Annotated in this window: 28 protein-coding genes, 2 tRNA genes, 1 other RNA gene and 1 riboswitch; of the genes, 16 read left to right on the top strand and 15 right to left on the bottom strand. The window is 75.2% G+C overall.

What is annotated here, in order from left to right; all coding sequences use genetic code 11:
• Position 1: 1 nt before the first annotated feature.
• Both H6H00_RS06870 and H6H00_RS06865 read left to right on the top strand, forming a co-directional pair.
• Positions 2 to 1,600 carry a (2,3-dihydroxybenzoyl)adenylate synthase gene (locus H6H00_RS06870; protein ID WP_185720488.1) on the top strand — a complete coding sequence of 533 codons (1,599 nt, stop codon included), beginning with the start codon at positions 2 to 4 and terminating at the stop codon, positions 1,598 to 1,600.
• Positions 1,597 to 2,313 (top strand): maleylpyruvate isomerase family mycothiol-dependent enzyme, encoded by a 717-nt coding sequence (locus H6H00_RS06865; protein ID WP_255425614.1) that lies wholly within the window; start codon positions 1,597 to 1,599, stop codon positions 2,311 to 2,313. Before H6H00_RS06870 ends, H6H00_RS06865 begins: the two co-directional genes overlap by 4 nt.
• Here H6H00_RS06865 and H6H00_RS06860 read toward each other — a convergent pair.
• Positions 2,267 to 2,899 (bottom strand): hypothetical protein, encoded by a 633-nt coding sequence (locus H6H00_RS06860; protein ID WP_185720487.1) that lies wholly within the window; start codon positions 2,897 to 2,899, stop codon positions 2,267 to 2,269. The genes H6H00_RS06865 and H6H00_RS06860 overlap by 47 nt on opposite strands.
• A gap of 82 nt (positions 2,900 to 2,981) precedes the next feature.
• Between H6H00_RS06860 and H6H00_RS06855 the strand changes: the two genes are divergently transcribed.
• Together H6H00_RS06855 and H6H00_RS06850 are read left to right on the top strand one after the other, a co-directional pair.
• A complete protein-coding gene (locus tag H6H00_RS06855) occupies positions 2,982 to 3,503 on the top strand; it encodes a VOC family protein (protein WP_185720486.1) in 522 nt (173 codons plus the stop codon).
• 84 nt (positions 3,504 to 3,587) lie between these two features.
• Positions 3,588 to 4,949, top strand: a complete 1,362-nt coding sequence (locus tag H6H00_RS06850) for an LCP family protein (protein ID WP_221775817.1) — start codon at positions 3,588 to 3,590, stop codon at positions 4,947 to 4,949.
• Positions 4,950 to 4,962: 13 nt separating this feature from the next.
• On the opposite strand, the gene ku is transcribed toward H6H00_RS06850, so the two are convergent.
• Positions 4,963 to 5,880, bottom strand: a complete 918-nt coding sequence (gene ku, locus H6H00_RS06845; protein ID WP_185720485.1) for a non-homologous end joining protein Ku — start codon at positions 5,878 to 5,880, stop codon at positions 4,963 to 4,965.
• A 27-nt stretch (positions 5,881 to 5,907) separates the two neighbouring features.
• Here ku and H6H00_RS06840 point away from each other — a divergent pair, with 27 nt between their 5' ends.
• Together H6H00_RS06840 and H6H00_RS06835 are read left to right on the top strand one after the other, a co-directional pair.
• A complete protein-coding gene (locus H6H00_RS06840) occupies positions 5,908 to 6,807 on the top strand; it encodes an ATP-dependent DNA ligase (RefSeq protein WP_221775922.1) in 900 nt (299 codons plus the stop codon).
• Between the two features lie 138 nt (positions 6,808 to 6,945).
• A complete protein-coding gene (locus tag H6H00_RS06835; RefSeq protein ID WP_255425814.1) occupies positions 6,946 to 7,530 on the top strand; it encodes a putative glycolipid-binding domain-containing protein in 585 nt (194 codons plus the stop codon).
• A 133-nt stretch (positions 7,531 to 7,663) separates the two neighbouring features.
• Here the strand turns inward: H6H00_RS06835 and H6H00_RS06830 are convergent, their stop codons facing one another.
• The 3 genes from H6H00_RS06830 to H6H00_RS06820 are packed head-to-tail and all read right to left on the bottom strand — an operon-like array spanning position 7,664 to position 11,133.
• Entirely contained in the window at positions 7,664 to 8,611 is a 948-nt protein-coding gene (locus H6H00_RS06830) for a prephenate dehydrogenase (protein WP_185720482.1), read from the bottom strand.
• 33 nt (positions 8,612 to 8,644) lie between these two features.
• Positions 8,645 to 9,922 carry an amidase gene (locus H6H00_RS06825; protein ID WP_185720481.1) on the bottom strand — a complete coding sequence of 426 codons (1,278 nt, stop codon included), beginning with the start codon at positions 9,920 to 9,922 and terminating at the stop codon, positions 8,645 to 8,647.
• Positions 9,923 to 9,939: 17 nt separating this feature from the next.
• Complete coding sequence (locus H6H00_RS06820; protein WP_185720480.1) at positions 9,940 to 11,133, bottom strand: M20 metallopeptidase family protein; 1,194 nt, start codon at positions 11,131 to 11,133, stop codon at positions 9,940 to 9,942.
• Between the two features lie 91 nt (positions 11,134 to 11,224).
• On the opposite strand from H6H00_RS06820, the gene H6H00_RS06815 reads away from it, so the two are divergent.
• Genes H6H00_RS06815 through H6H00_RS06805 form a run of 3 tightly spaced genes read left to right on the top strand, consistent with a single transcriptional unit; the run spans position 11,225 to position 12,658 of the window.
• The gene (locus H6H00_RS06815) at positions 11,225 to 11,743 is read left to right on the top strand and encodes a tRNA adenosine deaminase-associated protein (RefSeq protein WP_185720479.1); all 519 of its coding nucleotides are present in this window, start codon (positions 11,225 to 11,227) and stop codon (positions 11,741 to 11,743) included.
• Positions 11,740 to 12,204, top strand: coding sequence for a nucleoside deaminase (locus H6H00_RS06810; RefSeq protein WP_221775816.1), 465 nt, complete (start codon positions 11,740 to 11,742; stop codon positions 12,202 to 12,204). The genes H6H00_RS06815 and H6H00_RS06810 overlap by 4 nt, the downstream gene beginning before the upstream one ends.
• A gap of 10 nt (positions 12,205 to 12,214) precedes the next feature.
• Positions 12,215 to 12,658, top strand: a complete 444-nt coding sequence (locus H6H00_RS06805; protein ID WP_185720478.1) for an NUDIX hydrolase — start codon at positions 12,215 to 12,217, stop codon at positions 12,656 to 12,658.
• On the opposite strand, the gene H6H00_RS06800 is transcribed toward H6H00_RS06805, so the two are convergent.
• Genes H6H00_RS06800 through H6H00_RS06790 form a run of 3 tightly spaced genes read right to left on the bottom strand, consistent with a single transcriptional unit; the run spans position 12,633 to position 15,069 of the window.
• The gene (locus H6H00_RS06800) at positions 12,633 to 13,391 is read right to left on the bottom strand and encodes an amino acid ABC transporter ATP-binding protein (protein ID WP_185720477.1); all 759 of its coding nucleotides are present in this window, start codon (positions 13,389 to 13,391) and stop codon (positions 12,633 to 12,635) included. The genes H6H00_RS06805 and H6H00_RS06800 overlap by 26 nt on opposite strands.
• On the bottom strand, positions 13,388 to 14,224 hold the full coding sequence (locus tag H6H00_RS06795; protein WP_185720476.1) for an amino acid ABC transporter permease: 837 nt from the start codon (positions 14,222 to 14,224) through the stop codon (positions 13,388 to 13,390). The genes H6H00_RS06800 and H6H00_RS06795 overlap by 4 nt, the downstream gene beginning before the upstream one ends.
• Positions 14,221 to 15,069 (bottom strand): ABC transporter substrate-binding protein, encoded by an 849-nt coding sequence (locus H6H00_RS06790; RefSeq protein ID WP_221775815.1) that lies wholly within the window; start codon positions 15,067 to 15,069, stop codon positions 14,221 to 14,223. Before H6H00_RS06790 ends, H6H00_RS06795 begins: the two co-directional genes overlap by 4 nt.
• A 98-nt stretch (positions 15,070 to 15,167) precedes the next feature.
• Here H6H00_RS06790 and H6H00_RS06785 point away from each other — a divergent pair.
• Positions 15,168 to 15,255 (top strand) — tRNA-Ser (locus H6H00_RS06785).
• Here the strand turns inward: H6H00_RS06785 and H6H00_RS06780 are convergent.
• The 5 genes from H6H00_RS06780 to H6H00_RS06760 form a co-directional block, all read right to left on the bottom strand.
• On the bottom strand, positions 15,234 to 16,196 hold the full coding sequence (locus H6H00_RS06780; protein WP_185720475.1) for a hypothetical protein: 963 nt from the start codon (positions 16,194 to 16,196) through the stop codon (positions 15,234 to 15,236). The two genes, H6H00_RS06785 and H6H00_RS06780, sit on opposite strands and share 22 nt — an antisense overlap.
• Positions 16,193 to 17,047 (bottom strand): alpha/beta hydrolase, encoded by an 855-nt coding sequence (locus H6H00_RS06775; protein ID WP_185720474.1) that lies wholly within the window; start codon positions 17,045 to 17,047, stop codon positions 16,193 to 16,195. The genes H6H00_RS06780 and H6H00_RS06775 overlap by 4 nt, the downstream gene beginning before the upstream one ends.
• A 72-nt stretch (positions 17,048 to 17,119) precedes the next feature.
• Positions 17,120 to 17,353, bottom strand: a complete 234-nt coding sequence (locus tag H6H00_RS06770) for a GlsB/YeaQ/YmgE family stress response membrane protein (protein ID WP_425566729.1) — start codon at positions 17,351 to 17,353, stop codon at positions 17,120 to 17,122.
• Between the two features lie 168 nt (positions 17,354 to 17,521).
• A complete protein-coding gene (locus H6H00_RS06765; protein WP_185720473.1) occupies positions 17,522 to 17,836 on the bottom strand; it encodes a DMT family transporter in 315 nt (104 codons plus the stop codon).
• A 14-nt stretch (positions 17,837 to 17,850) separates the two neighbouring features.
• Positions 17,851 to 17,916: riboswitch (guanidine-III (ykkC-III) riboswitch) on the bottom strand.
• A gap of 70 nt (positions 17,917 to 17,986) precedes the next feature.
• Positions 17,987 to 18,355: a winged helix-turn-helix transcriptional regulator gene (locus tag H6H00_RS06760; protein ID WP_185720472.1), complete on the bottom strand. Its 369-nt coding sequence runs from the start codon at positions 18,353 to 18,355 to the stop codon at positions 17,987 to 17,989.
• 83 nt (positions 18,356 to 18,438) lie between these two features.
• On the opposite strand from H6H00_RS06760, the gene H6H00_RS06755 reads away from it, so the two are divergent.
• Positions 18,439 to 18,849 (top strand): Rid family hydrolase, encoded by a 411-nt coding sequence (locus H6H00_RS06755; protein ID WP_185720471.1) that lies wholly within the window; start codon positions 18,439 to 18,441, stop codon positions 18,847 to 18,849.
• 56 nt (positions 18,850 to 18,905) lie between these two features.
• On the opposite strand, the gene H6H00_RS06750 is transcribed toward H6H00_RS06755, so the two are convergent.
• Positions 18,906 to 18,990: transfer RNA gene (locus H6H00_RS06750), tRNA-Ser, on the bottom strand.
• 56 nt (positions 18,991 to 19,046) lie between these two features.
• Between H6H00_RS06750 and ffs the strand changes: the two genes are divergently transcribed.
• The 5 genes from ffs to recR all read left to right on the top strand — a co-directional run bounded on the left by ffs (position 19,047) and on the right by recR (position 24,926).
• Positions 19,047 to 19,143, top strand: an RNA gene (gene ffs / locus H6H00_RS06745) — signal recognition particle sRNA small type.
• Between the two features lie 49 nt (positions 19,144 to 19,192).
• Positions 19,193 to 21,565 carry a DNA polymerase III subunit gamma and tau gene (locus H6H00_RS06740; RefSeq protein WP_185720470.1) on the top strand — a complete coding sequence of 791 codons (2,373 nt, stop codon included), beginning with the start codon at positions 19,193 to 19,195 and terminating at the stop codon, positions 21,563 to 21,565.
• A gap of 12 nt (positions 21,566 to 21,577) precedes the next feature.
• Positions 21,578 to 23,929, top strand: a complete 2,352-nt coding sequence (locus H6H00_RS06735; RefSeq protein WP_185720469.1) for an HAD-IC family P-type ATPase — start codon at positions 21,578 to 21,580, stop codon at positions 23,927 to 23,929.
• A 48-nt stretch (positions 23,930 to 23,977) separates the two neighbouring features.
• Entirely contained in the window at positions 23,978 to 24,307 is a 330-nt protein-coding gene (locus H6H00_RS06730) for a YbaB/EbfC family nucleoid-associated protein (protein WP_255425613.1), read from the top strand.
• Between the two features lies 1 nt (position 24,308).
• Positions 24,309 to 24,926, top strand: coding sequence for a recombination mediator RecR (recR, locus tag H6H00_RS06725; RefSeq protein WP_185720468.1), 618 nt, complete (start codon positions 24,309 to 24,311; stop codon positions 24,924 to 24,926).
• A gap of 54 nt (positions 24,927 to 24,980) precedes the next feature.
• Here recR and H6H00_RS06720 read toward each other — a convergent pair whose 3' ends face one another.
• Entirely contained in the window at positions 24,981 to 25,163 is a 183-nt protein-coding gene (locus tag H6H00_RS06720) for a hypothetical protein (RefSeq protein ID WP_185720467.1), read from the bottom strand.
• Positions 25,164 to 25,172: the final 9 nt, after the last annotated feature.

Here is a 25,172-nt window from a genome sequence, read left to right as displayed (position 1 = left end):
GATGGTCGAGTTCGTCCCGTGGCCTGCGGAGTTCGTCACCCGGTACGTCGAGGCAGGGTACTGGGCGGGACGCCCGCTCGGCGACCTGCTCGCCGACGTCGCCGCCGGCTCACCGGACGCCCCGGCGCTGGTCGACGGCGACACCCGGCTCACCCACGGCGAGCTGCTCGCCCGCTCCGACGCGATGGCCGCCCGGCTCGTCGACCTCGGGATCGCCGCGGGCGACCGGATCGTCGTGCAGCTCGCGAACGGCTGGGAGTTCGTCGTCCTGACGGTCGCCTGCCTGCGCGCGGGGATCGTGCCGGTGATGGCCCTGCCCGCCCACCGCCACGCCGAGCTGGCCTACCTCGCCGAGCACGCCGGGGCCGTCGCGGTCGCGGTGCCCGACCGGCTGCGCGACTTCGACCACCAGGCGCTGGGCGCGGAGCTCGTCGGCGAGGTCGCCTCGCTGCGGCACGTCCTCGTCGCGGGCGCGGCCACCGACGGCCACGTCGACCTCCGCGCGCTGGGCGCCCCCGGCCCCGCGTACGCCGGGCCGGCCCCGGACCCCCGCGCCGTCGCGGTGTTCCTGCTCTCCGGCGGCACGACCGGCCTGCCGAAGCTCATCCCGCGCACCCACGACGACTACGCCTACAACGCGCGGGCGAGCGCCGAGGTCTCCGGGGTCGACGCCGGGACGGCGTACCTGGTCAGCCTGCCCGCGGGTCACAACTTCCCGCTGGCCTGCCCCGGCATCCTGGGGACGCTGCTGGCCGGCGGGCGGGTCGTCATGCTGCCCTCGCCCGAGCCGGAGCGGGCGTTCGCGACGATCGCGGCCGAGCGGGTGACGCACACCGCCGTCGTGCCCGCGGTCGCCGGGCGCTGGCTCGAGCACGCGGCCGAGCACGGGCGGCCGGAGCCGCTGCAGGTCCTGCAGGTCGGCGGCGCCCGGCTGGCCGACGAGCTGGCCCGCAGGATCCGCCCGGTGCTCGGCGCGGCGCTCCAGCAGGTGTTCGGGATGGCCGAGGGGCTGCTCAACTACACCCGCCTCGACGACCCCGACGACGTCGTCTGCACCACCCAGGGCCGCCCGATGTGCCCCGACGACGAGGTGCGCCTGGTCGACGAGCTCGACGAGGACGTCCCCGACGGCGAGCCCGGCTCGCTGCTCACCCGCGGCCCGTACACGCTGCGCGGCTACTACCGGGCCGAGGAGCAGAACGCCCGCGCGTTCACCGCCGACGGCTGGTACCGCAGCGGCGACATCTGCCGCCGCACCCCCGAGGGCAACCTCGTCGTGGAGGGCCGCGACAAGGACATGATCAACCGCGGCGGGGAGAAGATCAGCGCCGAGGAGGTCGAGAACCTGGTCTACCAGCTGCCCGCCGTCAGCCAGGTCGCCGCCGTCGCGATGCCCGACCCGGACCTCGGCGAGCGCGTCTGCGTGTTCGTCGTGACCCGCTCCGGGGCGAGCGTCACACTGGCCGAGATCCAGGACGTGATGTCGGGTGTGGCACGGTTCAAGCGACCCGAACGGCTGGAACTGGTGGGCGAGCTGCCCGTCACGAAGGTCGGCAAGATCGACAAGAAGGCCCTGCGGGGGCGTCTGGGGGAATCGTGAGACGCGACGTGACGGCGACGCTGCCGTGGATGGGCGCCGGTACCGAGTTCCTGGTGCAGCTCGTCGACGCCCTGCCCGACGACGCCCTGCGCGCCCCCAGCGGCCTGCCCGGCTGGACCCGCGCGCACGTCGTCGCGCACGTCGCCCGCAACGCCGAGGCGCTCACCCGGCTCGCCGAGTGGGCGCGCACCGGCGTCGAGACCCCGATGTACGCCGACGCCGAGCAGCGCGCCGCGGAGATCGAGTCGTCGTCGCGGTTCCCGGCCGACCGCCTGCGCCGCGAGCTCTCGACCACCGCCGACGCCCTCGACGTCGCCCTGTCCCGGCTCGACGACGGCGACTGGCGGGCCACGGTCCGCAGCGCGCTCGGCCGCGAGATCCCCGCCGCCGAGGTCCCGTGGATGCGGGTGCGCGAGGTGTGGCTGCACGCGGTCGACCTGGCGTCCGGGGCCACCGTGTCGGACCTGCCGCCCGAGGTCGTCGACACCCTGCTCGACGACGTCACCGGCGTCCTGTCCGGCAAGGACGGCTGCCCGCGGGCCGTCCTGACGGCCACCGACCGCGACCGCACCTGGCCGCTGGGTCCCGAGGGGGCGACGCTCCAGGTCCACGGGCCCGCCGCGTCGCTGCTGGCCTGGCTGACCGGCCGCGGCGACGGCAGCGCCCTCACGACGCTCGACGGCGACCTGCCGACCCCGCCCCGCTGGATCTGACGATCGTCGTCACCCGCGTCAGGGCGGGGGAGCGGGGCGTGGAGCCGAAGCCGAACCGCACCGGCGGGTCGACGGGCGCCAGCGGGCCCTGGTCCGCGCCGTCCCAGTCGACGGCGGCGGAGGTGATGCGGTGCAGGTCGAGAGCCGCGTAGAACTCCTCCCGGCCCCCGCCCGCCGACCCGCGCGTGCGGACGCCGGGCAGCACGCGCCGCGCCACGACGTCGACGACCGAGATCCACGCCGGGGCCACGGCCAGCCGGCGGGGCACCGCGCGCAGCAGCAGGCCCAGGCCCGACCGGCGCCCGGTCGTGAACTCCAGGGCGAGCGGCGCAGCGTCGACGACCCACCGCACGCCGTCGGTCCGCGCCGTCACCGGGCCCACGCGCACCTCGTCGAAGGTGTACGTGGCCGAGACGAACTCCGCGACGGCGTCGGAGGGGGCGAGCAGCAGCCGGTGCCCGCCGGGCTGCTCGACCATCACGTCGGTGAACGCCCCCAGCGGCGAGCGCGGCCAGTGCCCGACGACCGCCCTCAGGCCGGAGGCGGCACCCAGTCCGGCGATGAAACCGTCGAAGCGATCGTCCATGCTCCCGGTGTACCCCCTCGCGGAATGTTGCAGACGCAACTACCGTTGTGCGGGGCACGTTCCGACCGACCAGGGAGACCTCATGCCGCAGCCCGAAGGTGCCGAGCTCGAAGCCGTCCGCGCCCGCCGCGCCGAGCTCAAGGACAAGTACCTGCGACCGCTCGCCGAGCGGCCCGCGTCGACGGTGAAGGGCGTCCACCACGCCGCACTGATCTGCAAGGACGTCGAGGAGACGATCCGCTTCTACCAGGATCTGCTCGGGTTCCCGCTGGTCGAGCTGGTGGAGAACCGCGACTACAGCGGATCGAGCCACTTCTTCTTCGACATCGGCAACCGCAACCTGCTCGGCTTCTTCGACTTCCCCGGCCACGACCACCCCGACTTCTCCGAGACGATCGGCGCCGTGCAGCACATCGCGCTGTCGACCTCGGCCGAGGAGTTCGCGGCCGTGCGCACCCGGCTGGACGAGGCGGGCGTCGAGTACATCGGGCCGGACCGGGGCATCGACAACAGCCTCTACATCCGTGACCCCAACGGCGTCGGCATCGAGTTCTACCGCGAGGACCTCGGCGTCTTCGAGGGCGAGCCGCTGCTCGACGACTGACCGGGAACCGCGCGGGGGCCTCGTTCGTCCGAGCGGATGAGGCCGCGCGCGTACCCTGACCGCCCGGTGAGGAAGGGTGGACGGATGAACGACGGACGACCGCCGAAGCGGGGCACGCCCGGCTGGGGGCAGCAGCCCCGGCGACCGTCCGCGTCCTCGGGCGGGCCGGGGGACCCGCGCAGGCCGGGCGGGTGGGGGTCGGGCGGGCAGTCGCCGCCCGGCGGCCGACCGCTGCCGCCGTCGTGGCCGCCGCCCCCGCCGAAGCCCGGTGTCGCCCGGCCCCCGTCGCCGTCCCCTCCGCTGCCGCCCCCTTCGCTGCCGCGCTACGCCCAGCCGACCGCCCCGCAGCAGGGCCACCGGCCGACGGTGGCGGGAGGCGGCCGTCCGCCCGACCCCACCTCGGTGCTGCCGCCCGGGCGGGACGCGCCGCGCCGCCCGGCCCGGCCGTCCGACCGGCGGCCGTCCGGCCCGCCGCCGCGGCGCCCGTCGGGTCCCCGGCCGGGTGGCCGTCGCCCGAACTGGGGCCGCCGGATCAAGACCGGGCTGATCGTCGCGCTGGTGCTGATCGTCGGCTTCGCCGTGTACATCGACGTGTCGCTCGACCGCGTCTCCGCGCTCCCGGAGGACAGCGCGAACTCCTCGCGGGGCACCAACTACCTGATCGTCGGCTCCGACAGCCGCGCCGACCTCACGCCCGAGCAGCGCGCCGAGCTGGCCACCGGCGACCCGGAGTCCGAGCTCACCGACACGATCATGCTGCTGCACACCGGCAGCGGGCCGTCCACCCTCGTCAGCATCCCGCGCGACTCGATGGTCGAGATCCCGGGGCACGGCCGGCACAAGATCAACTCGGCGTACGGCCGCGGCGAGCGCGACGCGGCGGGCTCCGGTCCGCAGCTGCTCACGCGCACCGTCGAGGGCGCCACGGGCCTGCGCATCGACCACTACGTGCAGATCGGGTTCACCGGCTTCGTCAACGTCGTCGACGCCGTGGGCGGCGTCGACCTCTGCGTCCCCGAGGCCATCACCGACCCGAAGGCGGCCCTCGACATCCAGGCCGGCTGCCAGACCCTGGACCAGGCCACCGCGCTGGGCTACGTCCGCACCCGCGCCACGGCGTCGTCGGACTTCGGCCGCGTCGAGCGCCAGCGCGCGTTCATCTCGGCGCTGCTGCAGAAGGTCACGAGCCCGGCCACGCTGCTCAACCCGTTCCGGATCGTCCCGCTCGCCACCGGGCTGTCCAGCGCCATCACCGTCGACGACGGGGCGCACGTCTGGAACCTGGCGTTCTTCGGACTGGCCATGCGCGGGGTGTCCGACGGCGGCGTCACGACGACGGTCCCGGTGCGCGACGGGGTCGTGAACTGGGACCGCGACCGCGCCTCGGCGCTGTTCGAGACCCTCGCCGACGACGAGGTGCCCTCGGGCAACCAGCTCGGCCCCTGACCCGTGCGCGGCGTCAGGCGGGCTTGCGGGTCCGCTTGGGCGCCGCGTCCTCGTCGTCGTCCTTCTTCTTGGCCGCCGACTTGCGGGCGGGCGCCTTGCGCGCGGGCTTCGGCTTCTCCGCGGGCTCGTCCGCCTTCTCCTCGGCCGGCTTCCCGGCCCGGGCGGCCTCGACGCTGCGCTGCAGTGCGGTGAGCAGGTCGGTCATCGAGTCGCCGTCGTCGGCCTTCTCCACGACCGGCGCCGGGCGGGTCTCGCCGGTGGACCGCTTCTGCTCGATCATCGCCACGACGGCGTCGCGGTACTCGTCGTGGAAGTCCGACGGGTCGAAGTCGGCACCCAGGCTCTCCACCAGCGACGCCGCCATCTGCAGCTCCTGGGGGCGCAGCTCCACGTCGTTGTCGAGGATGTCGAACTCGGGCTCGCGCACCTCGTCGGGCCACAGCATCGTCTGCAGCACGATCGCCTTGCCGCGCACCCGCAGCAGCGCGATGCTCTCCCGCTGCCGCAGCGCGACCTTCACGACGGCCATGCGGTCGGTGTCGATGAGCGCCTCGCGCAGCAGCGCGTAGGGCTTGGCCGCCTTCGCGTCGGGCTCGAGGTAGTAGGATTTCTCGAACAGCAGGGGGTCGATCTGGTCGGCCGGGACGAACTCGATGACGTCGATCTCGTGGCCGGTGGCCGTGGGCAGCGAGTCGATGTCCTCCTCGGTGAGCGTGATCAGCTCGCCGTCCTCGGTCTCGTAGCCCTTGACGATGTCGGCGTACTCGACCTCCTCGCCGTCGAGCGAGCAGGTGCGCTTGTACTTGATGCGTCCGCCGTCGGCACCGTGCACCTGGTGGAACCGGATGTCGTGGTTGGTCGTGGCCGCGTACGCCTTCACCGGCACGCTCACCAGCCCGAAGGACACGGCACCGCTCCACATCGCCCGCATGGATGTCAGCATGGCCGGGTGCAGCCCATGCTCGCCACCCCTGGAGCCCTTCCGGCCGGCCCGGGGTGGGTCTACGAGGTGAAGTGGGACGGCATGCGCCTGCTCGCCGACGTCGTCGACGGGGTGCTGACGCTGCACGACCGCGACGGCCACGACGTCACCGGCCACTTCCCCGAGCTGGCCGACCTCCGCGCGCTGGCCCCCGACGTCCTGCTCGACGGCGAGGTGGTGCTGCTCGAGGACGGCGTGCCCAGCCCCGACCGGCTGGCCGACCGCATGGGTCACCCGATCGGGGAGCGCGCCGCCCGCGCCCGGCCCGTCACGTTCATGGCCTTCGACGTCCTGCGCCTGTACGGGGTGCCCCTGCTCGACCGCCCCTTCGACGAGCGGCGCGCCACCCTGGAGCGCCTCGACGCCGCCGCGGCCGCCACGCTCTCGCTGTCGCCCACCTACGCCGACGGTCCCGCGCTCGCCGCGGCCACGGAGCAGCGCGGGATGGAGGGTGTCGTCGCGAAGCGGGGCGACGCGCCGTACCGGCCGGGGGAGCGCAGCCCGGCCTGGGTCACCGTGACCCACCGGCGGACCCAGGCCTGCCTGGTCGGCGGCTGGCACGACGGCGGGCCCGGTATCGCGTCGCTGCTTCTCGGCGTGCTCAACCGGCACGGGCTGGCGTACGCGGGCCGCGTGGCGGTGGACCCACCGGCCCGGCGCGAGCTCGCCGAGCGCCTGGCGCCCGTCGCGGCGCCGTCGCCGCCGTTCGTCGAGCGGCCCGAGCCCGTCGACGCGACCGGGGCCCGCTGGTGCGAACCGGCGGTCGTCGTCGACGTCGAGCACGTCGGCTGGACGGGGTCGGGCCGGTTGCGGCGCCCGGTCCTGCGCGGGATCCGCGACGACCTGCACCCCGCCGACGCCGTGCGGCTGGTGTGATCACCGTGCCCGGGGCAGGATGACGCCGGACGCTCGAGAAGGGGGCACCACACCAGTGCAACGCAGATGTGACCGGCCCCCTCGGCCGGAGGGGGCACGCTCTCACCTCGGGCAACTACGGTGGGCCCGGTGACGACCATGCTGACCTGGCAGGCCGAGGACGGCCAAGGGCTCGAAGGCACCCGGCTGCTGCTCGGGGCGGGGAGCGGTTTCCGCGCGCTGGGCCGGTTGGTCCGGACCGGCCCCGACGGCGACTTCACCGCCTCCTACCGGCTCGTGGTGACCGAGGGCGGCACCGTCGAACGGGTGTCCCTGACGACCGCCACCGCCCAGCGCGAGCGGCACCTCACGATGAACCGCACCGAGGACGGCTTCTGGCTCCTCGACACCGGTAACGGGGGCACCCGCGCGGAGTTCGGCGGGGCCGTCGACGTCGACCTGGCGCACAGCCCGATGTTCAACACCGTGCCGATCCGGCGCCTGGGCCTGCACACCGAGGCCGCGGAGCACTCCCTGCCGATGGTGTTCGTGACGCTGCCCGAGCTGGAGGTGGCGGAGGTGGAGCAGGTCTACAGCACCGCCTCCGTCCTCGACGACTCCGGCGCCGCCTGCATCGGCTTCCGCTGGGACGACTTCAGCGCCGAGCTGACGGTCGACGCCGACGGTGTCGTGCAGCACTACCCGGGCGTCGCCACCCGCCTGTCGACCCCCGCCACCCCCTGACCGCGAGTTTTCGGCCGGCGCTCGGGGTCTTTGCCGATCACGCACGCACCGTCGGCGGACTCGCCGGGCGGGAACGGCACACTCGCCGGGTGGGAACGGCAGACTCGCCGGGTGGGAACGGCGGACTCGCCGGTCAGGCCTTCCAGCCCGTGACCACCGAACCGCGCCGCCCGATCGCGCGCAGCGCGGCGAGCGGGGCGCGGGTGGTCAGGCTCGCCCTGACGCCCTTCGGGGTGCGGGCGGCCGCCCAGCGCTCGCGGGCGGCGTGCCCGGCGAACACCGTGGCCGTGAGCCCTCCGGTGGACGCCAGTGCGCCGCGCATCGCGCCGAGCCGGCCCAGCGCGTCGTCGACGGCGCCGAGCAGGGCGTCGCGGTTGCCCTCGCACATCGCCAGCACCAGCTCGGGGCGGGTCCCCGCGACGCGCGTGCCGTCGGCGAACGACCCGGCGGCCAGCGCGAGGGGCAGGGCGTCCTCGCCCCCGGCCCCGACGGCGGCGAGCACGGCGGCGAGCAGGTGCGGCAGGTGCGAGACCCGGGCGACGGCCAGGTCGTGCTCGTCGGCCGCGGCCGGGACCACGCGGGCCCCGCAGGCCCAGGCGAGCTCGGCGACGTCGCGCCACACGTCGAGGTCGAGGCCGTCGTCGGCTGCCACCACCCACGCGGCGTCGACGAACAGCTCCGCGGTGCCCGCCGCCCAGCCCGACTCGCTGGTGCCCGCCATCGGGTGCCCGCCCACGAACCGCGCACGCGGCGCGTGCCGGGCCACCGCGTCGGCCACGGCGACCTTGACGCTGACGGCGTCGGTCAGCCGCACCGTCGGCGCGACGGCGTCGACCCGCTGCAGCACCGCGGGCAGCACCGGCAGCGGCACGGCCAGCACGACCAGCGCGTCGGCCTCCGCGGCCCGGCGCAGCGCGTCGTCGGTGTCGGTGGTGACGTCGAACCCGTCGGCCCGGGCCTCCGCGGCCGTCGCGTCCGACGCGCTCGTGCCCCACACCGCCCGGCCGGACTTCTCCGCGGCCCGCATCAGCGAGCCGCCGATCAACCCGGTACCGATCACGCAGACCGCTCGCTCCGTCACGCGCAGAGAGTAGCGACGGCGTCCCCGGACGGGTCAGGCGAGCCGGGCCGCCAGCGCGAGCACGCCCCGCTCGTCCAGCGCCACCCCGACGACCTGCACCCCGGCCGGGAGACCCTCGGTCGTGCCGGGGACCGACACCGCGGGCCAGCCGGTGAGGTTGAACGGCAGCGTCAGGGCCAGCAGAGCGGGCCGCACCGCCACCCCGTCGACGTCCTCCTGCCCGATCGGGGTGGCCCGCAGCCGGGTGGTGGGCAGCACGAGCGCGTCCACCCCGTCGACGGCGGCCCGGAACTCCGCCACCAGCCGCCTGCGGGTGCGCAGGGCCTCCACGTAGACGTGGGCGGGCAGGTCGCGGTTGGGCTCCAGGCGCACGCGGGTGGCGGGCTGGTAGGCCTCGGGACGGTCCTCGAACCACCGCGCGTGCGTCGCGTACGCCTCGGCCCCGACGATGACGGGGTAGGCCGCGGCCAGCTCGTCGATCATCGGGGTGCGGATCTCCACGACCGCGACGCCGTCGGCCCGCAGCCGCGCCACCGCGGCGTCGACGGCGGCGGTCAGCGCCGGGTCCACCGCCCGCCAGTAGTCGTCGACGAGCACCCCGACCCGCGTCGTGACGGCCGGCGTCCCCGTCCCGGTGAGCGCGTCCCAGGCCAGTGCGGCGCCGTCGACGTCGGCGGTGAGCAGCCCGACGTGGTCGCACGTCTCCGACAGCGGGAACGCCCCCTCGACGGGCAGCCGCCCGTACGCCGGCTTGAGCCCGACCACCCCGCACAGCGCGGCGGGCGTCCGCACGCTCGCCCCGGTGTCGGTGCCCAGCGTCAGCGCGAGGTGCCCGGCCGCGACCGTCGCGGCCGACCCGGACGACGACCCGCCGGTGATCCGGGTGGGGTCGTGCGGGTTGCGGGCGGGACCGGACGCCGAGACGTCGCCGGTCGGGCCGTAGGCGAACTCGTGGGTGTGCAGCTTCGCGACGACCACCGCGCCCGCCGCCCGCAGCCGCGTGACGGCCGCGGCGTCGACGGTGGCGGGCGGGGCGTCGGCGAGGACGTCGGATCCCGCGCGGGTGGGCAGCCCGGCGACGTCGAAGAGGTCCTTCACCCCGACCGCGACGCCGTGCAGCGGCCCCCGCCACTCCCCGCGCGCCAGCTCGTCGGCCCGGGCGGCGGCGTCGGCGAGCGCGCGGTCGGTGTCGAGCAGGACGACGGCGTTGTGGGTGTCGGCGGCCAGGCGCTCGCAGGTGTCGCGGACGTGCTCGACCGGCGACAGCGCGCCGGAGCGCAGGGCGGCGGACAGTTCGGGCAGGGAGATCACCCCGCCATAGTGGGGCGTCAGCCCAGCGCGTCGAGCGCCAGCCCCGCGTACACCGCCACCCCGGACGCCATCGCCGACTCGTCGAAGACCACGCGGTTGGAGTGGTTGGCGGGCGCGGTCGCGAGGTCGACGGCCGGCGGGCACCCGCCGAGGAACGCGAGCGCGCCCGGCACCTGCTCCAGGACGTAGGAGAAGTCCTCCGCGCCGAGGATCGGCGACGGCATCGTCAGCACCCGGTCGCGGCCGAGCACGTCGCGGCCCACCGCCGAGAGCTGGTCGACCGCGCCCGCGTCGTTGACCGTGACCGGGTACCCGGGCTCGACGGAGACGTCCGCGGAGCAGCCGTGCGCCAGCGCCGTGTAGCGGCAGACCCGCCGGACGATCTCGCGCACGTGCTCGCGGACCGGCGCGGACAGGGTGCGGATCGTGCCCTCCATGAACGCCGTCTCCGGGATGACGTTGGTGGTGGTGCCCGCGGTGAGGTGGGCGATGGTGAGGACGGCGGGGTCGTGCGCGGCGATCTCCCGGGAGATCGCCGTCTGCAGCGCCCCGATCATCGCGGCCGCGGCCGGCACGGGATCGGCGGCGTCGTGCGGGGCGGAGGCGTGCCCGCCGCGCCCGCGGACGGTGATCCGGACCGTGTCCGCGGCCGCCATCAGCGGGCCCGGCCGCAGGTGCAGCTCGCCCGCCGGGATGGTGGCGCTGATGTGCAGCGCGTAGGCCCGCTCCGGGCGCCCGGCGGGGCCGGTGGCGTCGAGCAGCCCCTCGTCGATCATGTGGCGGGCGCCGTGGAAGCCCTCCTCGCCCGGCTGGAACATGAACAGCACCCGCCCGGCCAGCTCGTCGCGCCGCCCGGCCAGCAGGCGGGCCGCGGAGGCGAGCATCGCGACGTGGGTGTCGTGCCCGCAGGCGTGCATCGCGCCGTCGACCTCGGAGGAGAACTCCAGCCCGGTGTCCTCGTGCATCGGGAGCGCGTCCATGTCGCCGCGCAGGAGCACCGTGGGGCCGGGGCGGGCACCCTCGAGCACCGCGACGACCGAGCTGACGCCGACGCCGAGGTGCACCTGCAGCGGGAGGTCCACGAGGGCGTCGACGACGGCGTCACGGGTGTGCGGGAGGTCCAGCCCGATCTCGGGCCTGCGGTGGATCGCCCGGCGCATCGCCAGCGTCCGCGGCTGCAGCGCGCGGGCTTGTGCTGCGAGGTCGGACATGCGCTGATCCTGGCATCACGAGGTGGTCACCAGGGGGTGGACTTCCGGGTGTGGTGTGGACCACAGTGCCGGGTGGGCCTACCGTAGTGTCATGGCGGTGCAGAGCGTCGAAGCGCGTCCGGGCGTGCGGGGACAGTCCCTGCCCGGGTACGCCGTCGCGGCGATCCGGGAGGAGGGCCGCTGGCGGTGCACGCGGCTGGCCGCCGAGTCCCTCGTCGACCTCGACGCCGCGATCACCGAGCTGCGCGAGCTCCGCGTGCAGGGTGCGGTGGTGGGTCTGCTCGACGTCGACGACGAGTTCTTCGTCATCGTCCGCCCGGTGCCCGGGGGCATCGCGCTGATGCTGTCCGACGCCGTCGCCGCGCTCGACTACGACGTCGCCGCCGACGTGCTCGACCTGCTGCGCGTCGAGCTGCCGCCCGACGACGACGCACTCGACGACCCGTGGCCCGAGGGCGACCTGTCGATCCTCGCCGACTTCGGCCTGCCCGCCGACGAGCTGGAGATGCTCGCCGGAGAGCTGGAGCTCTACCCCGACGAGCAGCTGGCCACCATCGGCCGCCGCTGCGGGTTCGCCGACGCGCTCGCCGAGGTCGTCGACGCGCGGTGACGGCCGCGCCCGCCTCGGACGAGGCGCTGATCCGCCGTGCCCTGGTGCTGGGCGCGGCCGCGTCGCGCACCGGTGACGTCCCGATCGGCGCGGTCGTCGTCGACGAGTCCGGGTGCGAGCTGGCTGCCGCCTGCAACGGCCGGGAGGCCTTCGGCGACCCCACCGCCCACGCCGAGGTCCTCGCCCTGCGCGCCGCCGCCGCCGTGCGCGGGGAGTGGCGGCTGGAGGGCTGCACGCTGGCGGTCACGATCGAGCCCTGCACGATGTGCGCGGGCGCACTGGTGGCGGCCCGCGTGGCCCGGGTGGTGTTCGGGGCGTGGGAGCCCAAGACCGGCGCGGCCGGCTCGCTGTGGGACGTCCTGCGCGACCGCCGCCTCACCCACCGGCCCGAGGTCGTCGGCGGGGTGCTGGCGCCGGAGTGCGCGGCGCTGATGGAGTCGTTCTTCGCCGACCGGCGCTAGCGTGGTCCGGGTGACCGGGGCGGAGCAGCGGCAGCGGGTCGGGGCGTACGTGGTCTGCGTGCGGGAGGGGTCGCTGCTGCTCGTGCGGTTCACCGGCTCCCGGCGGTGGGCCCTGCCCGGTGGCGGGCTCGACCACGGCGAGGACCCGCGCGACGCGGCCGTCCGGGAGGTGGCCGAGGAGACCGGGCTGGACGTGGCGCTCGGGCCGCTGCTCGACGTCGGCTCCCGGGTGTGGGACGACCGCGGCCACCGCCTGCACATGATCAGCATCCTGTTCTCCGGCGAGATCACCGGCGGCACCCTGCGGCACGAGGTCGGCGGCAGCTCCGACCACGCGGCGTGGGTCCCGCTCGCCGACGTCGAGGGCCTCGACCGGTCCCGGATGATCGACGTCGGGCTCGCCGCCGCGGGGATCGGGGCCGCGGGGATCAGGCCAGGCGCCCCGCCGCGATGACGCGCGCCAGGAACTCCTGCGTGCGGGCCTCCCGGGGCTCGCCGAGCACCTGGTCGGGCGGCCCGGACTCCAGGACCACGCCGCCGTCGAGGAAGCACACGCGGTTCGACACCTGCTTCGCGAAGCCCATCTCGTGGGTCGCCATCAGGATCGTCACCGACGTGCGGGCCAGCTCGCGGACGATCGCCAGCACCTCGCCGACCAGCTCCGGGTCGAGCGCGGAGGTGATCTCGTCGAGCAGCAGCAGCCGGGGCCGCACGGCCAGCGCGCGGGCGATCGCGACCCGCTGCTGCTGCCCGCCGGAGAGCCGGTCCGGGTAGGCGCCGGCGAACGACTCCAGCCCGACGCGGTGCAGCAGCTCGTCGGCGCGCTCGTCCGCCTGCTCGCCGGTCAGCCCGTGCACCACCCGCGGCGCGAGCGCCACGTTCTGCCGTGCCGTCATGTGCGGGAACAGGTTGAACGCCTGGAACACGATCGCCATCCGCCGCTGCGCCGCCGCGGCCGCCTTCGGGCCGCGCCGGGGGTCGGAGACGTCGTCGCCGTCGAGCAGGATCCGCCCGTCGTCGATCTCCTCGAGCAGGTCGACGCACCGCAGCAGCGTCGACTTGCCCGATCCCGACGCCCCGATCAGCGTGATCACCTCGTTCTCGGCGACGGTGAGGTCGACGCCGCCCAGCACGGTCGTGTCGCCGTAGCGCTTGACCAGCCCCTGCACGTCCAGGACCGGGGTCATGCGGCCTCCCGCCGGGCCGCCCGCGCTGCCACCGCGTCGGCGATGCGCCCCGTCGGGACGGCCAGCAGCACGAACAGCAGCCCGGCCACGACGTAGGGGGTGAAGCTGAACAGCAGCGCCGACTGGATCTGCGCCGCCCGGATCGCGTCGACGGCCCCGAGCACGGAGATCAGCCCGACGTCCTTCTGCAGCGCGACGAAGTCGTTGAGCAGCGGCGGGAGCACCCGGCGGACGGCCTGCGGCAGGATCACCAGCCGCATCGACTGCCGGTGCGTCAGCCCCAGCGACCGCGCCGCCGCCCGCTGCGACGGGTGGACCGACTCGATGCCCGCGCGGAACACCTCGGACACGTACGCCGAGTAGACGAGGATCAGCGCGACCGTCCCGAGCACCGCGACGTCGTTCGGCACGCCCTGCAGCCGCAGCCCCGGCACCCCGAACCCGATCAGGTAGAGCGCGATGAGCAGCGGGACGCCGCGGAACAGGTCGACGTAGCCGATCGCCAGTGCCCGGACCGGGAAGAACACCGGGCCGCGCAGCGTGCGCAGCAGCGCGATCAGCAGCCCGAGCGCGAGGATCCCGAGCTCGGCGACGACGAGCACCCGGATGTTGAGCCACAGCCCGGACAGGACCGCGGGCAGCGCTGCCCAGGCGTCCTGCGGGTCGAGGAAGGTCTCCTGCACCCGCGGCCAGCCGGGCGTGTTGACCAGGCCGATCACCAGCGCCGCCGCGAACACCACCGTCGAGACCAGCGCGACGGTGGTGGACCGGCGCGCGCGGGAGCGCCGGTAGGCGGCCCGGTCCTGCGCGAGCGGGCTCAGTTCGACGGTCACCGCAGCTCGGGCGCCGCCCCGGCCGAGGCCAGCCACTCCGTCTCCAGCGCGTCCAGTGTGCCGTCGGCGCGCAGGGCGTCGACCGCGTCGGACACGCACCCCGTCAGCGGGCTGTCCTTGTCCAGCACCGCGCCGAACTGCTCCGGCGTGCCGGTGCCCGCGGGGAGCTGCCCGACGATCACGCCGCCGTCGAGCTCGGCGGAGGTGACGAAGAACGCGGTGGGCAGGTCGAGCACGAGCGCGTCGATCTGGCCGTTGCCGAGCGCGAGCTTGGCGTCGTCGTTGGTGTTGAACACCGACGGCTCGGTGGTGGGGGCGATCTGGTCGACGATCGCCTGGTAGCTAGTGGTGCCGACCTGCCCGCCGATCCGCGCGTCCTTCAGCTCCGCGATGCTGGTGGCGCCCGCGAACGGGTTGCCCTCGATCGCGATCACGGCCTGTGCGACGTCGTAGTAGGGCGAGGAGAAGTCGACGGCCTGGCGGCGCTCGTCGCTGATCGAGAACTCGGTCAGGTTGAGGTCGTAGGTCTTCGGGCCCGGGGCGATGGCGGCGTTGAACGGCACGCGCACCCAGCTCACGGCGTCGCGGGCGTACCCGAGCTGCTCGGCCACCGCGTAGGCGACGGCGCTCTCGAAGCCCTGCCCGGACGTCGGGTCGTCGTCGAGGTACCACGGCGGGTACACCGGCTGGTCGGTGCCGATCGTCAGGGTGCCCGCGGTGAGGGTCGGCAGCGCGCCGGGCTCGCAGGAGGCGGCCGCGGCGGGCTCCGTGGGGGCCGCGGGGGCGCAGCCGGCGGCGAGCAGCAGCGTGGTGACGGCGAGCAGGCGCCGGAGCGGGGTGGCCACGGGCGGATTCTGCACGTCGGCGGCGTCGGCGTCGATCACGGTTCGCTCACGGCCGGGGGCCGGCGGCACCGCCGCGGCGCTCTTGTAAGCTTCTCCGCGGTGGCGTGTCCGAGCGGCCGAAGGAGCACGCCTCGAAAGCGTGTGAGGTGAAAGCCTCCGTGGGTTCAAATCCCACCGCCACCGCCAGTCGACGCCGGGTCGTCCTCACGGACGCCCGGCGTTCCTGCGTCCCGGAGCCGGTCCAGCAGTACGAGGGTCCCGGTCCGGCGCCGGGTCAGGTCCGCGGGGGTGCGCACGCCGACGAGGTCGGCCGCGGCGGCGCGGAGGGCCGCGTCCGCGGCCGGGTCCCGCTCCGCGGCCCGGGCCAGGGTCGCGACCAGCCAGAACACCGCCTCCCGGTGGTCCCCGCGCGCGACGAGCTCGCGGCCGCCGTCGATCGCGGCCGGGCGCTCGACGGCCGTCGCGCCGAGCAGCCCGTCGAGGACGTCGAGGTGGTGCGCCACGGCGTCGGGCCGGACGTCGGCGCAGCCCAGGTCGGCGAGCAGGGCGCGGTAGAGGTCCGGGGGAGTGACGGGGCGCGCCGCGACGTAGCGCAGCCGCACGGTCGGGGTGCGCAGCGCGGCGACCAGCGGTACGTGCGTCAGCAGGGTGGTCGGGAACGGCCAGGCGATGACCTGCTCGGGCCACGGCCGGGCCGGGTCGGGCGGCCGGAGCCGGTCCCGCACGGCGGCGGCGACGTCGTCGACGCGCCGGGCGACCTCGGCGGGCTCGGCGAACCGGGCGGCGACCGCGCGGCTCAGGGCCGTGAGCCGCCCGTCGGCGTCGGCGAGCACGTGCCCGGCGGCGAGACCGGGGGCGAACACCCACGACCGGGCCGACGCCTCCAGGTCGGCCGCGGTGACGAAGCCGACGTCGAGCAGCACCCCGTCCCGGCGGAACAGCCCGGTCCTCGGCGGCACCCGCGGCCCGTCGACGACCACGGTGACGTCGACGTCGGAGGTGGCGGGCAGGACCTCGTCCGCACCGCGTGCGGCGGCCGAGCCCATGACGAACGCGCCGCGGGCACCGGCCGCGTGCCGCCGCACCCACTCCCGCGCGACGCCCCGCGCGGCCCCGGCCGTGATCACCCGAGCTCGTCGACGAACGCCCGGCTCGCCTCCACGATCTGCCGCTGCGCCGTCGCCCGGTCGGTGGCGGGGACGCCGTCACCGGGCTGCTCGCCGTAGTCGCCGAAGAAGGCGTGGACGCCGCCGGGCACCGTGACCAGCCGGGCACCGGCCGGGAGCCGGGGCGCGGTGTCGGCGATGTCGGCGGGCGTGGCGAGGCCGTCGCGGTCGCCGGAGACCGAGAGCGTCGGCAGGTCGCGGGACGACTGGTCGTCGGCGGGGTAGGAGGCCCAGAGCAGCAGTCCGGCCACGCGCGGGTCGTCGACCATCGCCGCCGCCGTGCCGCCGAGGGAGTGCCCGCCGACGACCCAGCGCGAGACCTCCGGGTGGTCGTCGAACGGGGGAGCCCCGACGAGCAGCGCGATGTCGAGCGGCGGCTTCACCACCACGACCGGGTGCCCGTCGTCGGCCAGCGGGCGGAGCAGGGCGAGGTAGGCGCGGGGGTCGACGCGCGCGCCCGGGTAGAACACGACCCCGACGTCCGACACCGGGCCGGACGGCCGCAGCTCCCACGTGGTGGGGGTGCCGACCGCGAGCGGGTCGCCGGACGTCGCCGCGAAGGGGCGCAGCCAGCCGACGGCGCCGAGGACGGCGACGAGCAGGACGGCCGCCGCCACCCGCCCGGTCGTGCGCCACCGGCCCGACGGTCGGGGCCGCCGCGCACGCAGGCCCAGGGTCGCCCCCACGACGACGAGCGCGACGAGCAGGACCAGGTACGCGGGATGGTCGTTCAGGACGGTCGACCAGCGGGTGGCGAGCACCCACGCCGGGACGCCGACGCAGGCCAGCGCGAGCAGGAGGCGGACGAGCACCCCGCCATCATGGGCCCCGGACACGACGAAGGCCCCGTCCCGGGAGGGGACGGGGCCTTCGTCGGAGGAACGTCAGTGACGGACGGCTCGGCGTCCGGAGATCACGCGGTAGATGCCCAGCAGGATGAGGGCGCCGACGAGCGCGATCAGCCAGGTGCGGATCTCGAAGAACCCACCGGTGGAGACGCCGAACACGGCGGAACCGATGAATCCGCCGAGCAGACCGCCGACGATGCCGATGATGATCGTGACGATGATGCCGCCCGGGTCGTTGCCCGGCATGATGGCCTTCGCCAGCGCGCCCATCAGACCACCGACGATGATCCAGCCCAGAATGCCCATCTCGAATCCTCCTGTATGCCCCTGCGGCCGCTGTAGCGGCCTGCTGGAGACGGAGTGCCCGGTCGGGGGACCCACCAACCGCGGTTCCACCAGCCGTGAGGTTCTTGTGACCTTTCTTCGCCGTTGTTCGGCCTAATGGACGAACTTCAACCCCACAACGCCACCCACGATGAGAACCAGGCACACGATCCGGGCCGTCGTGACGGGCTCACCGAGCACCGCCATCCCGTACGCCGCGGTGCCGACGGCACCGATGCCCACCCAGATCGCGTAGCCGGTGCCGACGGGGATCGTCCGCAGCGCGAACGCCAGGCCCGCCATGCTCAGCACCAGGGCCACGCCGAACACCACGGACGGGACGAGCCGGCTGAACCCGGCCGAGCGGGCCAGCGCCGAGGCCCAGACGGTCTCCAGCACTCCCGAGATCACGAGGACGACCCACGCCATGACACACCTCCGGTACCGCGTCGTCGTCGTGCCGGGTACGACGCGCCTCGTCCGGGGGTGTCGCAGGAGGCGGACCCGTCCCCGACGGTAGCGGGACCGGGCGGGTGGCGGCCAGCGACGGTGAGCGATCTGACCACGGTCCCGGGACGGTCAGCGCACGTCGAAGGCCTGCCGGGCGCGTTCGATCTCGGGCATGTGGTCCGACGCCCAGCCCAGCAGCACGTCGACCGGGTGGCGGAGGGTCTTGCCGAGCCGGGTGATCCGGTACTCGACGGCGACGGGGCGGGTGTCGAGGACCGTGCGCTCCACGATCCCGTTGCGCTCGAGCCGGCGCAGGGTCGTCGTGAGCGACTTCTGCGTCACCGCGGGGACGGCGCGGCGCAGCTCGTTGAAGCGGCGGGGCCGTTCGCAGAGCTCGTCGAGCACGGCCAGCGACCACTTGTCGAGCACCTGGTCGAGGAGCTCGCGGTGCGGTGCGGTGATCCGCAGCTCGCCGTCCGGGGCGGGGGCGGTGTCCATGGGGATACCTGGTCTCCTTGAAGTGTCCTTCGTGCACCAGGTAGCAAAGGTATACCTAGTCGTCCAGCACGAGGAGACCCCCGATGACCGTTCGCCGCCTCACCCCCGACGGGATGCTCCAGCCCGTCCCCTACGCCCACGTCGCCGTCGGCACCGGCACCCGCCACGTGCACGTCAGCGGCCAGGTCGCCCGCACCGCGGACGGCGCCCCGGTCGCCCCGGGCGATCTCGCCGGCCAGGTCGCCCACGCGCTGCGGAGCACCGCGACGGGCCTCGCCGCGGCGGGCGCCACGTTCGACGACGTGCTCCGGCTGACGTTCTACGTGGTGCGGTGGGAGCCGGGGAGGATCGCCGACCTCCTGGCCGGCGTCGACCGGGTCGCGGCCGAGATCGGCCTGCCGTCCCCGCTCCCGCCGTCGTCGCTGATCGGGGTCGAGCAGCTCTTCGAGCCCGACGTACTGGTCGAGGTGGAGGCGACCGCCGTCGTCGACTGAGGGGTCACAACGACGGAACCGGGTGCCCCGACCTGCGGGACACCCGGCTCCACCTGCGGAGGATGGGGGATTCGAACCCCCGAGGGCGTGAACCCAACACGCTTTCCAAGCGTGCGCCATAGGCCACTAGGCGAATCCTCCAACGGCGAGAAGCATAACCTCCCCGTCGCGGGCCCCCGACTCGGCACTACACTTCACGGCGGGTCCCGCGCGGCGCCCATCCTGTGAACTCCCCCAGGGCCGGAAGGCAGCAAGGGTCAACAGGCTCTGGCGGGTGCGCGGGGCCCGCTCTCGTCTTCTCCCGGCGCACGGGCCGTCGGGGTCGGTGGGTAGCCTCGCGACCGTGGCGCTGGCTCTGTACCGCAAGTACCGCCCGGCGACGTTCGCCGAGGTCGTCGGGCAGGAGCACGTCACCGAGCCGCTGAGCACCGCTCTCGCGGCCGGGCGGATCAACCACGCCTACCTGTTCTCCGGGCCCCGCGGCTGCGGCAAGACCTCCAGCGCGCGGATCCTGGCCCGCTCGCTCAACTGCGAGCAGGGCCCCACGCCCGACCCGTGCGGGGTGTGCGCGTCGTGCATCGCGCTCGCGCCGGGCGGCCCGGGCAACATCGACGTCACCGAGCTCGACGCCGCGTCCCACGGCGGCGTCGACGACACCCGCGAGCTGCGCGACCGCGCGTTCTTCGCGCCGGCCGAGTCGCGCTACCGCGTGTTCATCGTCGACGAGGCGCACATGATCACCACGCAGGGCTTCAACGCCCTGCTCAAGATCGTGGAGGAGCCGCCGGAGCACCTCGTCTTCGTGTTCGCCACCACCGAGCCGGACAAGGTCCTGCCGACCATCCGCTCGCGCACCCACCACTACCCGTTCCGGCTGATCCCGCCCGGCACGCTGCGCCGCCTGATGGAGGGCATCTGCGCCGACGAGGGCGCCGTCGTCGCGCCCGCGGTGTACCCGCTGGTCATCCGCGCGGGCGGGGGATCGGCGCGCGACTCGCTGTCGGTCCTCGACCAGCTCCTGGCCGGGGCCGGCCCCGAGGGCGTCACCTACGAGCGGGCGGTGGCGCTGCTCGGCGTCACCGACGTCGCCCTGATCGACGACATGGTCGACGCGCTCGCCGCGGGCGACCGGTCGGTGGTCTTCGAGACCGTCGACCGGCTGGTCGAGGCCGGTCACGACCCCCGCCGCTTCGCCTCCGACCTCCTCCAGCGGCTGCGCGACATCACCCTCCTGCAGGCCGTCCCCGACGCGGCGGAGCGCGGGCTGGTGGAGGCGGCGGCCGACGAGGTCGCGCGGATCGTCGAGCAGGCCGACCGGATCGGACCGGCCACCCTGGCCCGCTACGGCGAGATCGTGCACACCGGCCTCACCGAGATGCGCGGCGCCACGGCACCGCGGCTGCTGCTCGAACTGCTCTGCGCGCGGATGCTGCTGCCCGCAGCCAGCACCGCCGAGCCGGGGATGCTGGAGCGGCTCGAACGGCTGGAGCGCCGGTCCGACATCGCCGCCACCTCCGGTGTGGAGCACCCCGTCGCCGACGGCGGCGGGTCGGCGTCGGGCCGCACGTTCCGGCGCGCCAGCGAGGCGGCCCCCGCCGACGCGGCTCCGGCCGCCTCCCGCCCCGCCGCGACACCTCCCGCCGCGGCACCTCCCGCCGCGCGCGAGCCCGCCTCCGCGGAGCCCGTCCCGCCGCCCGTCGCCGCGTCCCCGGCAGGGGCGCCACCGGCGGCGCCCGGGTCCGCCACCGGGGCGGCGGGCACCGGCGCGGCCGACCCCGCGGAGCGGGGGCCCGCCCGCACCGCGGCCCCCCGCGGCGCTGCCGACGCCCGCCCCGACTCCACCCGCCCCGACGCGGCCCGCTCCGGATCCGCGCGCCCCGATCCCGCCCGTCCCGATCCCGCCCGCCCCGGTGCCGGCCCCGCCCGCGGTGCCGACGACGGGTCGCCCGATCGCCAGGCGCCCGAGGGCCGACCGGTCGCCGACCGGACCGGCTCCGCCGGGTCCGGGCACGGCGCCGCAGCCGCCGGTCCCGCAGCGGCGCCGCCGCCCGCCCCCGACGACCGCACCGCCGACACCCGGGACGGCCGCCCGTCCGCCCCCGCGGCCGCCGCCCCCGCCGGGGAGCCCGCCGAGCCGGACCGGCCGACCGCACCGGCCCGCCCCGCGTCCGGGCTCGACGCCGCCGCGGTGCGCCGCGTGTGGCCGGAGATCCTCTCGGCGGCGAAGGAGCGCAAGAAGCGCACCGCGGCGCTGCTGGTCAGCGCCACGGTCCGGGCGGTGGAGAACGACACTCTCGTGCTCAGCATCGGCACCGCCCCGCTGGCGCGGCTGCTGTCGGAGCAGAGCAACACCGACGTCATCGCCGAGTCCCTGCACGCGGTGCTCGGAGTGAGCTGGCGCGTCCGCTGCGAGCACGGTGACGGCGGCACCCCGGCCGGGTCCGCCCCGCGCGGCAGCGGCCCGACCCCGCCCGCCGCCGCGCCGGCGCCGCCGCGCCGCCCGCCGCCCACGCGGCGGTCCACGGCCCCCGACGACGGCACGCCGCTGCCGCCCGAGCCGCCCCCCGAGGACGCCCCGCCCGACGACGAGGAGTCGATGATCGCGGAGGCCGCCGCGGCCCCCGTGACGTCGCACGCCGAGCGCCGCGACCCCGAGGAGGCGGCCATCGAGCTGCTCACCACGCAGCTCGGTGCCCGCGCCCTCGACCAGCACTGATCCCTCGGCCGAATGTCCGATCCGGAGGCCCCGGCGGCCTGCGTAGGCTCCGGTGACGTGACGGTTGCCGAGCCCGACGTCCTGCACGGCCTCACCGCGGCGCAGGTCGCGGAGCGGGTCGCCGCGGGGCAGACCAACGACGTGCCGTCGCGGGCCAGCCGCAGCGTCGGCGAGATCGTCCGCGCCAACGTGCTGACCCGCTTCAACGCGATCGTCGGCGTGCTGTTCGCGATCATCCTGGTGATCGGCCCGATCCAGGACGGCCTGTTCGGGTTCGTGATCATCATCAACACGCTGATCGGGATCGTGCAGGAGCTGCGGGCGAAGCGGACGCTGGAGCGGCTCGCGATCGTCGGCGAGGCCCGTCCGCGGGTGCGCCGCGACGGCGCGACCGTCGAGCTGGCCCCGAGCGGTGTGGTGCTCGACGACGTCATCGACCTCGGCCCGGGCGACAAGATCGTCGTCGACGGGGTGGTGCTCGCGGCCGCGGGCCTCGAGGTCGACGAGTCACTGCTCACCGGCGAGTCCGACGCCGTGCACAAGGAGGTCGGCGACCCCCTGCTCTCCGGCAGCTTCGTCACCGTCGGCGGCGGGGCGCAGCGCGCCACGAAGGTCGGCCGCGAGGCCTACGCCGCCCAGCTCGCCGAGGAGGCCAGCCGGTTCACCCTCGTCGGCTCCGAGCTGCGCGACGGGATCAACACCATCCTGCGGGTGATCACCTACCTGCTCGTGCCGGCGGCCGCCCTGATCATCTGGAGCCAGTTCCGCACGGCGGGCGGGGACGTCGACGACGCGCTGCGCGGCATGGTCGCGGCGCTCGTCCCGATGGTGCCCGAGGGGCTGGTGCTGCTCACCAGCATCGCCTTCGCCGTCGGGGTGGTGCGGCTCGGGGCGCGGCAGTGCCTGGTGCAGGAGCTCCCGGCGATCGAGGGGCTCGCCCGCGTCGACGTCGTCTGCGCCGACAAGACGGGCACGCTCACCGAGAACGGGATGCGGCTGTCGGAGATCCGGCCGGACGCGGCCGACGTGCGCGCGGCACTGGGGGCGCTCGGCGCCGCCGACCCGCGCCCCAACGCGAGCCTCGCCGCGGTCGTCGAGGGCTGCCCGGACCCGGGCTGGGCGGTCACGGAGACCGTCCCGTTCTCCTCCGCGCGCAAGTGGGGCGGGGCGACGTTCGCCGAGCACGGCACGTGGGTCCTCGGCGCAGCGGACGTGCTGCTGCCGGAGGGGGCGCCGGAGCGCGTCGAGGCGGAGCGGATCGGTTCCACCGGCCTGCGCGTCCTGCTGCTGGGCCGCCGCTCCGAGCCCGAGGGGCCCGTCGAACCGGCCGCGCTGGTCGTGCTGGAGCAGCGGGTCCGCCCCGAGGCCGCGGGCACGCTCGCCTACTTCGCGGAGCAGGACGTCGAGGTCAAGGTGATCTCGGGCGACAACGCGCTGTCCGTCGGGGCCGTCGCGGCGTCGCTGGACCTGCCGCGCGCCGACGCGCCCGTCGACGCCCGCACGCTCACCGCGGCCGACCTGTCCGACCGGCTGGAGGCCGGCACGGTGTTCGGGCGGGTCACGCCGGCGCAGAAGCGGGAGATGGTCGGCGCGCTGCAGCAGCGCGGGCACACCGTCGCGATGACCGGCGACGGCGTCAACGACGTGCTCGCCCTCAAGGACGCCGACATCGGTGTGGCGATGGGGTCGGGGAGCCCGGCGACGCGCGCCGTCGCCCAGATCGTGCTGCTGGACAACTCGTTCGCCACGCTGCCCCACGTCGTGGCCGAGGGGCGGCGAGTGATCGGCAACATCGAGCGCGTCTCGAACCTGTTCCTCACCAAGACCGTCTACTCGGTGTTCCTGGCCATCGCGATCGGCGCGCTCGGCGTGCCGTACCCGTTCCTGCCGCGGCACCTCACGCTCATCGGCTCGCTGACGATCGGCATCCCGGCGTTCTTCCTCGCGCTCGCCCCCAACGCCGAGCGCGCCCGCACCGGCTTCGTGCGCCGGGTGCTGCGGTTGTCGGTGCCGTCCGGGGTGGTCGCGGGCCTGGTCACGTTCGTGACCTACCTGCTCGTGCGCAACGACGCGGGAGCCACCGAGGTCCAGCACAGCACGGCGGCGGTGCTCGCCCTGTTCGTCGTCGCGACCTGGGTGCTGGTGGTCGTCGCCCGGCCGTTCGTGTGGTGGAAGGTCGTGATGATCGGGTTCACGGTCGCCGCGTTCTGCTACGCCCTGTTCCTCCCGATCTTCTTCGGGCAGGAGTTCTGGCAGCTGGACCCCGGTCACACCCCGACGATGCTGACCGGCCTCGCCGTCGCGGCGGTGGGCGTGGTGGCGATCGAGATCGCGGCGCGGGTGGTCTACCGGCGCGCCGCCTGAGCCCCACCGTAGGCTGGAGTCTCCAGCCGACCGACCCATGGAGTCGCCGTGAACCCGGGGGATCTCGACCTGCAGCAGCTCATGCAGCAGGCCCAGCAGATGCAGGAGCAGCTGATGTCGGCGCAGGCCGAGCTGGCCACCGCCGAGGTGCTCGGGCAGGCCGGCAACGGGCTGGTGCACGTGACGATGACGGCGGCCGGGCAGGTGCGGTCGGTGAAGATCGATCCGAAGGTCGTCGACCCGGACGACGTCGAGACGCTGCAGGACCTGATCGTCGGCGCCCTGCACGACGCCGCCCGCGCGGCCCAGGAGATGCAGGCGCAGAAGATGGGCCCGCTCGCCGGCGGGATGGGCGGCCTCGGGCTGCCCGGCGCCTGAGATGTTCGAAGGGCCGGTCCAGGACCTGATCGACGAGCTGGGCCGGCTGCCCGGGGTCGGGCCGAAGAGCGCGCAGCGCATCGCGTTCCACCTGCTCGCGGCCGACCCGGTGGACGTGTCCCGCCTGCAGGAGGTGCTGCAGAAGGTCAAGCAGGGCGTGATGTTCTGCGACCTGTGCGGCAACGTCTCCGCCAACGAGCGGTGCCGCTACTGCGCCGACGCCCGGCGCGACCCGACGATCGTCTGCGTCGTGGAGGAGCCCAAGGACGTGCTGGCGGTGGAGCGGACCCGCGAGTTCAAGGGGCGGTACCACGTGCTCGGCGGGGCGCTCGACCCGCTGGCCGGCGTCGGCCCGGACGGCCTGCGCATCCGCGAGCTGCTCGCCCGGCTCGGCGGCACCGGCCCGGCGTCGGACGAGACCGACATCGCCGAGGTCATCATCGCGACCGACCCCAACACCGAGGGCGAGGCGACGGCCACCTACCTGGTGCGGTTGCTGCGGGACTTCCCCGGGCTGTCGGTCACCCGGCTGGCCTCGGGGCTGCCGATGGGCGGCGACCTGGAGTTCGCCGACGAGCTCACGCTCGGCCGGGCCCTGTCCGGCCGCCGCGCCCTGTAGGGGCCCGACGGCCGGCTCCCGGCCCGGTCGCCCCCCGGGACCGGCCCGGGAGGGTCAGTCCTCGTCCCAGGCGTCGGGGTCGACGCCGTGGAACTCGGGCTGGCGGGACAGCCACTGCTCGCGGCGCTGCGCCGCGATCTCCCGCCAGGCCCCGGCGTGGGCCGCGTCGACGATCCCGACGACGACGGCGATCAGGGCGATCAGTGCGATTCCGGCGACGATCAGGGCGATGGTCACGGGGACCAC

It is taken from the genome of Pseudonocardia petroleophila, assembly GCF_014235185.1.
GTDB classification, from domain to species: domain Bacteria; phylum Actinomycetota; class Actinomycetes; order Mycobacteriales; family Pseudonocardiaceae; genus Pseudonocardia; species Pseudonocardia petroleophila.
The sequence above is the reverse complement of the archived record's forward strand: the minus strand, read 5'-3'. Positions and strand labels throughout refer to the sequence as shown.

Coding starts and splice junctions, on each gene's coding strand:
- H6H00_RS06870 (WP_185720488.1), top strand. CDS start 2: ATGGTCGAGTTCGTCCCGTGGCCTGCGGAGTTCGTCACCCGGTACGTC.
- H6H00_RS06840 (WP_221775922.1), top strand. CDS start 5,908: ATGCTCGCCACCCCTGGAGCCCTTCCGGCCGGCCCGGGGTGGGTCTAC.
- H6H00_RS06770 (WP_425566729.1), bottom strand. CDS start 17,353: ATGGGCGCGCTGGCGAAGGCCATCATGCCGGGCAACGACCCGGGCGGC.
- H6H00_RS06765 (WP_185720473.1), bottom strand. CDS start 17,836: ATGGCGTGGGTCGTCCTCGTGATCTCGGGAGTGCTGGAGACCGTCTGG.
- H6H00_RS06850 (WP_221775817.1), top strand. CDS start 3,588: ATGAACGACGGACGACCGCCGAAGCGGGGCACGCCCGGCTGGGGGCAG.
- H6H00_RS06820 (WP_185720480.1), bottom strand. CDS start 11,133: ATGTCCGACCTCGCAGCACAAGCCCGCGCGCTGCAGCCGCGGACGCTG.
- H6H00_RS06760 (WP_185720472.1), bottom strand. CDS start 18,355: ATGGACACCGCCCCCGCCCCGGACGGCGAGCTGCGGATCACCGCACCG.
- H6H00_RS06735 (WP_185720469.1), top strand. CDS start 21,578: ATGTCCGATCCGGAGGCCCCGGCGGCCTGCGTAGGCTCCGGTGACGTG.
- H6H00_RS06855 (WP_185720486.1), top strand. CDS start 2,982: ATGCCGCAGCCCGAAGGTGCCGAGCTCGAAGCCGTCCGCGCCCGCCGC.
- ku (WP_185720485.1), bottom strand. CDS start 5,880: ATGCGGGCGATGTGGAGCGGTGCCGTGTCCTTCGGGCTGGTGAGCGTG.
- recR (WP_185720468.1), top strand. CDS start 24,309: ATGTTCGAAGGGCCGGTCCAGGACCTGATCGACGAGCTGGGCCGGCTG.
- H6H00_RS06835 (WP_255425814.1), top strand. CDS start 6,946: ATGCTGACCTGGCAGGCCGAGGACGGCCAAGGGCTCGAAGGCACCCGG.
- H6H00_RS06815 (WP_185720479.1), top strand. CDS start 11,225: ATGGCGGTGCAGAGCGTCGAAGCGCGTCCGGGCGTGCGGGGACAGTCC.
- H6H00_RS06800 (WP_185720477.1), bottom strand. CDS start 13,391: ATGACCCCGGTCCTGGACGTGCAGGGGCTGGTCAAGCGCTACGGCGAC.
- H6H00_RS06860 (WP_185720487.1), bottom strand. CDS start 2,899: ATGGACGATCGCTTCGACGGTTTCATCGCCGGACTGGGTGCCGCCTCC.
- H6H00_RS06755 (WP_185720471.1), top strand. CDS start 18,439: ATGACCGTTCGCCGCCTCACCCCCGACGGGATGCTCCAGCCCGTCCCC.